At 61.6% G+C, this 5,709-nt stretch carries 6 protein-coding genes; 2 read left to right on the top strand and 4 right to left on the bottom strand.

Annotated features, from left to right (window positions below; translation table 11 throughout):
* Window positions 1-213: 213 nt before the first annotated feature.
* Complete coding sequence (locus LB543_RS33570; protein ID WP_224617330.1) at window positions 214-459, bottom strand: hypothetical protein; 246 nt, start codon at window positions 457-459, stop codon at window positions 214-216.
* Between the two features lie 198 nt (window positions 460-657).
* On the opposite strand from LB543_RS33570, the gene LB543_RS34275 reads away from it, so the two are divergent.
* Window positions 658-1,113, top strand: a complete 456-nt coding sequence (locus tag LB543_RS34275) for a GFA family protein (RefSeq protein ID WP_224617335.1) — start codon at window positions 658-660, stop codon at window positions 1,111-1,113.
* Between the two features lie 155 nt (window positions 1,114-1,268).
* Here the strand turns inward: LB543_RS34275 and LB543_RS33580 are convergent, their stop codons facing one another.
* From LB543_RS33580 to LB543_RS33590, 3 genes are all read right to left on the bottom strand, one after another.
* Window positions 1,269-1,799 (bottom strand): GNAT family N-acetyltransferase, encoded by a 531-nt coding sequence (locus LB543_RS33580; RefSeq protein WP_224617331.1) that lies wholly within the window; start codon window positions 1,797-1,799, stop codon window positions 1,269-1,271.
* A gap of 189 nt (window positions 1,800-1,988) precedes the next feature.
* Window positions 1,989-3,128: an epoxide hydrolase family protein gene (locus LB543_RS33585; RefSeq protein ID WP_224617332.1), complete on the bottom strand. Its 1,140-nt coding sequence runs from the start codon at window positions 3,126-3,128 to the stop codon at window positions 1,989-1,991.
* Between the two features lie 669 nt (window positions 3,129-3,797).
* On the bottom strand, window positions 3,798-4,598 hold the full coding sequence (locus LB543_RS33590; RefSeq protein WP_318013041.1) for an NAD(P)H-dependent oxidoreductase: 801 nt from the start codon (window positions 4,596-4,598) through the stop codon (window positions 3,798-3,800).
* On the opposite strand from LB543_RS33590, the gene LB543_RS33595 reads away from it, so the two are divergent.
* On the top strand, window positions 4,482-5,636 hold the full coding sequence (locus tag LB543_RS33595) for a LysR family transcriptional regulator (RefSeq protein ID WP_224617334.1): 1,155 nt from the start codon (window positions 4,482-4,484) through the stop codon (window positions 5,634-5,636). The two genes, LB543_RS33590 and LB543_RS33595, sit on opposite strands and share 117 nt — an antisense overlap.
* The last annotated feature ends 73 nt before the right edge of the window (window positions 5,637-5,709 follow it).

Genomic DNA, 5,709 nt, shown 5'->3' on the forward strand with positions numbered 1-5,709 from the left:
TCCCAGCATGCATGTTGAATCAGAACTGCGATGATTTGGGAATCCCACGACTCTTATAAATCTCATCCCGCTCTAGTCCACCAGCACCTGGTTTGGATGGTACTGCAGCGGAGAACATGGTGAAAAGCCGAACGTCCGCTGGGACCAGGGGCCTCACAAGCACCCCCTACCCCGCCCGCCGACAAATGCCGGCGTGCCGGGTGCCGGGGCTCTTCACCGTTCGTTCCTGGGATATAGCCGCGCGATCTCGGCCGGCGTGAGATCGTCGAGCGGAACGAGCGTCGGGCCGTCACCGCGAAACACCATCAACGACCGCCTGCCGTCGACTATCCCCTTGAAGTCCGCATGGGTGCGCAGCCAGACCTCGTCGAGCGCCTCGGGCTTAGCAATCAGGTGCGGTTTATGGCCGGCGGCGCTCAGAGCCTCGAAGCTCGGCTCGTGCGCGGATGGGTATGCCAACCATATCGGCATCATCCTCTGGTGCCCGCGTCACCACCAGCCCGAGGATGTCGGCCGCGATTATCGCATCCTTGTTGAACGCCAGCAGATAATCGCCGCCGCGGCGGGTCACGCCAATGCAGCCTCTTTTTGATCGCTGATCTAAGCTCGTCACCGGCCCGCAGCACAGTTTCAGGACGTCTTTTGATGGAGAACGAGATGCTTCGAGGGCGATGCCGCTGTGGAGCGGTGACGTATCAAATAGCGTTGGAGGATTTGCCGGCGAGTTACGCCTGCCACTGCGAAGATTGTCAGACGTGGAGTGGAAGTGCCTTCGCGCTGCACGCCATGCTACCTGAGTCACCTATCTGCTTCCAAGGCGCGGCCACGACCTTCGCTTTGAACGGCGCGGAACGGGCCGCCTCAGAGCATATCGGGTGTGAGGCTTGCATGACCCGCCTTGCCAATCGGAACTCGGCCGTTCCCGGAATGCTGATACTTCGTGCGGGGACGCTCGTCCGGAGTAGGGAGATCGAACCCTACGTGCATATCTGGACTTCTCGCAAACAGCCTTGGATCGCTTTGCCGGCTAGCGCTCAGGCGTTTCATCGCACTCCTACACCCGCAGAGTTTCAAGCGGCTGTAGCGACCGCCGCAGAAGGACGGCGGACCTGAGGTGGCAGACGACATCGCGAAGCGCGGCCCGCCCTCCCGAAAAGGATGGTGAAACGGGAAGGATTGTAGGTGCTCTGCGACCGCCCGAGCTTCGGGAATAGAGATTTGATCTGATGTTTGCGACAAGCCGGCACGCGCATGAATGTGGCTGACACTCAGCCAACGGTGGAGTTCAACTGCTTTTCCATAACAACAAGTTCCAGATCGGGGCGCAGCGGATGACCGACCGAAGGGTCGTCGTAGGGGAATGCTAGAGTTTCGCCCGTCAGCTCGTATCCACGCCGGCGATGCCAAGCGATCAATGCCTCACGCTGCCGGATCACCTCCATTCGCATCCGTGGCGCCCCAGCCGCCGCAGCCTGTCGCTCGACCTCCTGCTTGATCAACTTTCCGATGCCCGCGGTCTGCTCGTCCGGAGCCACGGCGAGCATCGACGTATGCCACGCGCCATCGTCGTCTATCGCGATGTTGATGCAGCCGGAGATCGCGCCCTCCGTCAACCGGCGCAGCAGAAGAATGCGTCCCCGCGCGATGAGCGCACGAACGCCCTCCTCGCCGATGCGCGGTCCATCAAGCAACCCACGCTCGTTGGTCCATCCCTCAACTGCGCCATTGGCCCTGTATGCCCCGTTCACGACTGACACTATTGCAGCGGCATCGCCCGTCACGGCATCAATGAAACGCAATTTTTCTACTCCTATCGAAACGTTCGTCATTGCAGCTGCGATCACCGTTGGGGCGCCCCAGCATCCGGTTTTGGGGTCACGCCGTCTTCGCACCAGCAGGAGCCGGCGACGTGATCGACGCCTACCTCGCTTGTTCGCCCGTCGTAAAGCCTCGGTTACGATGAATTTGGTTCGGAGATATCTCCACCTTCAGGAGCGCGCTCCCGACACCGTCGCGATAAAGGCGCGCAGGTCGGCCAGCATCAGTTCCGGCTCTTCCAGCGCGGCGAAATGGCCGCCCCGCGGCATGTCGGTCCAATGCACGATGTTGTAGGTCTTCTCCGCGAACGAGCGCGGCGGCGGCAAGAACACCGGATCGGGGAAGGCCGCGACGCCGGTCGGCACCTGGATGCGGGTGCCGGCCGGAAGCATTAGCGACTTCTCAAGCCGGCTGCCGTAGTAGATCCAGGTTGCAGTCACGAACGATGCCGGCGCGATGTAGAGCATGATGTTGGTGAGGAGTTCCTCCTCGGAAAACTTGCTCCAGATGTCGGGGTCGCCATTGGCGGTTGTCGGAAGATCGGCCCACTTGCCGAATTTTTCGAGTATCCAGCCCGCCGCTCCGACCGGGCTGTCGGCCATCGCGATGCCGAGCGTCTGCGGACGGGTTTCCTGCTCGTGAAAGTAGGCGCTCTCCTGATCGGCAATCGCGGCCCGCTTGGCGGCGAAGGACTTCTCCTCGCCGGTCGTCGGAGCGGCGTCCTCCGCACGCACGGTCATCATGTTAATATGGATGCCGAGCAGAGCGTCCGGGCGATCATGCGCTGCCCAGGCCGCGATGCCGTGGCCCCAATCGCCCCCTTGAATGAAATACCGCGCGTCGCCGAACAGTTGAATCATCAGCCCATGCACGAGCGCAGCAGCCCGCCGCGGGCCGATCGGGCGCGTGATCGGGTTGGAGAACGCGAAGCCAGGAAGCGAGGGGACGACAACATCGTGCCCGTCCGCTGCGAGCGGCTCCAACAGCCGCTCGAACTCGAGATACGAGCCCGGCCAGCCGTGGAGAAGCAGGACGGGCGGCTTGGAGCCGTCGCCTTTCACATGAACGAAGTGGAGGTGCTCGCCTTCCACGTCGGCCGTGAAGTTGGGCAGCGCGTTGAGGCGCCGTTCGACCGCACGCCAGTCATAGCTGTCCCGCCAATAAGCGGCGAGTCGCTTGAGGACATCAACCCCGACCCCCGCCGACCAGCCTCCCGCATCCGGCAGCTGGCTCCAGTCATAAGCCTCGACCTTGGCTCTGATCGTGGCGAGCCGTTCGTCAGGGACGTTTATTGTGTAGGGTGAAATCATGATGTTCTCCGCTTAAGCTGGGATGCGGTTCCAGGAAGAGGGTGTCCACGAATCCGATATTGTCGATCGATGTTCTGAGAGCCGAAGACTACTCGGCATACTGCTCGGTACGTCGCCGAGGTTGAAGTCGAACCTTCTGATCTCCGTTTCCGAAGCGCGGTGCGTGGCGCTGGCGACGCATAGCCTTTGACCGCAGCCTGTGGACGAGCCGCTGGTCGCCGGAAGCCAGTACGTGCCATTTCGCTATCACCGCAGCTCTCACCGCCGCCTTCCTGTTCTGGCCTACACGGTCGAAACCACAATACTGAGATACCAGTGCGAGGGCTTTCCCGATTGGGAAGGCCCAGCGGGACGATGATGCGTCCCGCCAGCATCGCGCCATAGCCGGACGCGAAGCCGCTCAAGAGATTGCCGAGCGCGAACAGCAGCATCAATCCAACCGCTAGCGGCCGGCGCGGCAGATGCCCGACTAACGCCGTGACCGTGGGGGCACCGGCCGTCACGGCGAGGGCATAGCCGGAAACGAGCAGACCAGCCGCCCGCCGGGAGCGTTATCCCGAGATCGCGCGCGATCCCGGGAACCAGGCCGATGATCACGAACTCAGTCGTGCCAATGGCAAATGCTCCCGCGGCCAGCGCGACCAGCGAAGGCTTCATGATCGTCGTGCCTCACGCGTCAACCGTCTCGACCACCCTTTCGACATGCGCGACGATGCCGGTCTGGCCCGGCGCGACGTCATCCGCCATGGTGTGGCGATCGGGGAAATCGCCTCCGTTCTGCGCACGGAACGGGATTGGCGCGTCCGTGAACAGCCCGGCGAGTCGCGCGCGCCAGCCCGCCTTGATCGCCTCGACCTCTTCGGCGGTGGAGACATGGCCGGCGCTGTAGACAGCGTGCGTGGGCAGCACATCCATGCCCGGATAGAAGAGCGCGCCGTGGGTCAGCGGAAAGAGCAGCTGCTCAATCGGCGCGTTGATCCCGCGCGGGCCATAGTCCACCACAGGTCCACCGGCCTGAACATTTACCAGCGCGCGCTTGCCCTTCAGGATGCCGTTCCCGAAGCGAAACTCGTTGGTGCCGTTCTGGTAGCCATAAGCGAAACCAAAGGCATAGACGCGTTCGATCCAGCCCTTCAGGATCGCGGGCACGCTGTACCACCACAGCGGGAACTGCAGGATGACCGCGTCCGCGGCAAGGAGTTTGGCCTGTTCGGCGACAACATCCGGCGTCTGGTTGCCGGTCGCATAGGCATGGCCGGATTCCATGATGAACGACAGCCGGTCGGGATTGGTGCGGACGGGAAAGTCGTCGGCGTCGAACACTGCTTTCCACTTCATGCCGTAAAGTTCGGATTGCACGATCTCGTGTCCGGCGGCGCCAAGCGACTCGACAGTAACATCGACCAACTGCCGGGTGAGCGAGGTTGGTTCGGGGTGCGCAGATACAATCAGGATATTCTTCATCATCATGCTTCTCTGTCTCTATCGTGGAGTGGGGGGTGCGCTTCAGCGCTCGATGCTTGCAAGATGGAGGCTTTCCGGCCATATTTGAAATCGATTATATTTTGTTCGGGAATAAAGGTGGTAGATACCAGCCGCATCGATCTCAACCTTCTGGCAACGCTCGAAGTGCTGCTCGCCGAACGGAACGTCACCAAGGCGGCGGCGAAGCTGCATCTCAGCCAGCCGGCAGTCAGTGCGCAACTCGCGCGGCTGCGGGATTTGTTCGACGATCCCTTGCTTCTTCCCGCCCAGCGCGGAATGACCCCGACCGCCAAGGCAACAGAACTTGCCCCGCAATTGCGCGAGGCGTTGGATCGGGTGCGCTCGACACTGCAATCCCACAGGGACTTCGATCCCGAAACGGCGCAACTCGCTGTGTCGATCGCTTGCTCGGATTATGTCCAGGCAGCCGTTGTGATGCCGCTCGTCTTAGCGCTCCGGCGGATAGCACCAGGCGTGCGCGTGGCGGTTTGGCACCTGTCCCCCGCCCTCATGGAACAGCAGTTGGCGAACGGCGATATCGATTTGGTGATCGCCACACCCGATCCCGCGATGCCGCATCTACGTGCATGTCATCTTTACGAGGAAACATATGTCCTCATCGGCAGGCAAAGCCACCCGGATCTGAAGCCTGGTCTGACGATCGAGAACTATGTCAGGCTGGAACATATCATCGTCTCACGGCGAGGCGGCAATTTCGAGACACCAGTTGACGACGCCTTGGGGGTTCTCGGTTATCGGCGCAATGTCGTCATGTCAGCGGGCTCGTTCTTGTTCATTCCCGAAATTGTTTCCAGCAGCGATCTTGTCGCGCTCGTACCCAGGCGGCTGTTTCGTGCCCAATCGGAAAGGCTGACGATCATCGATCTGCCCTGGCTGAGCGAGCGGTTCGATATCGGCTTGATCTGGCACGAGCGTTGTCACGGCCATGCCGGGCAGCGCTGGGTTCGCGAATTGATCGGAAAGCTGATGGTCGAGGGCGAAGACGACGCGCCGCGCGGCTAGAGCGGGATGAGATTAGTTTCGGTCATATCCGGAGTTTTCGAAGTAGTGTGAGCATTCTGTCGGTGTGATGCGG

This window comes from Mesorhizobium sp. ESP7-2 (genome assembly GCF_020164715.1).
GTDB lineage: Bacteria > Pseudomonadota > Alphaproteobacteria > Rhizobiales > Rhizobiaceae > Mesorhizobium.

Excerpts from the sequence above, each read along its gene's own strand:
- LB543_RS34275 (WP_224617335.1), top strand. The coding sequence starts at position 658 with ATGCTTCGAGGGCGATGCCGCTGTGGAGCGGTGACGTATCAAATAGCG.
- LB543_RS33585 (WP_224617332.1), bottom strand. The coding sequence starts at position 3,128 with ATGATTTCACCCTACACAATAAACGTCCCTGACGAACGGCTCGCCACG.
- LB543_RS33590 (WP_318013041.1), bottom strand. The coding sequence starts at position 4,598 with ATGATGATGAAGAATATCCTGATTGTATCTGCGCACCCCGAACCAACC.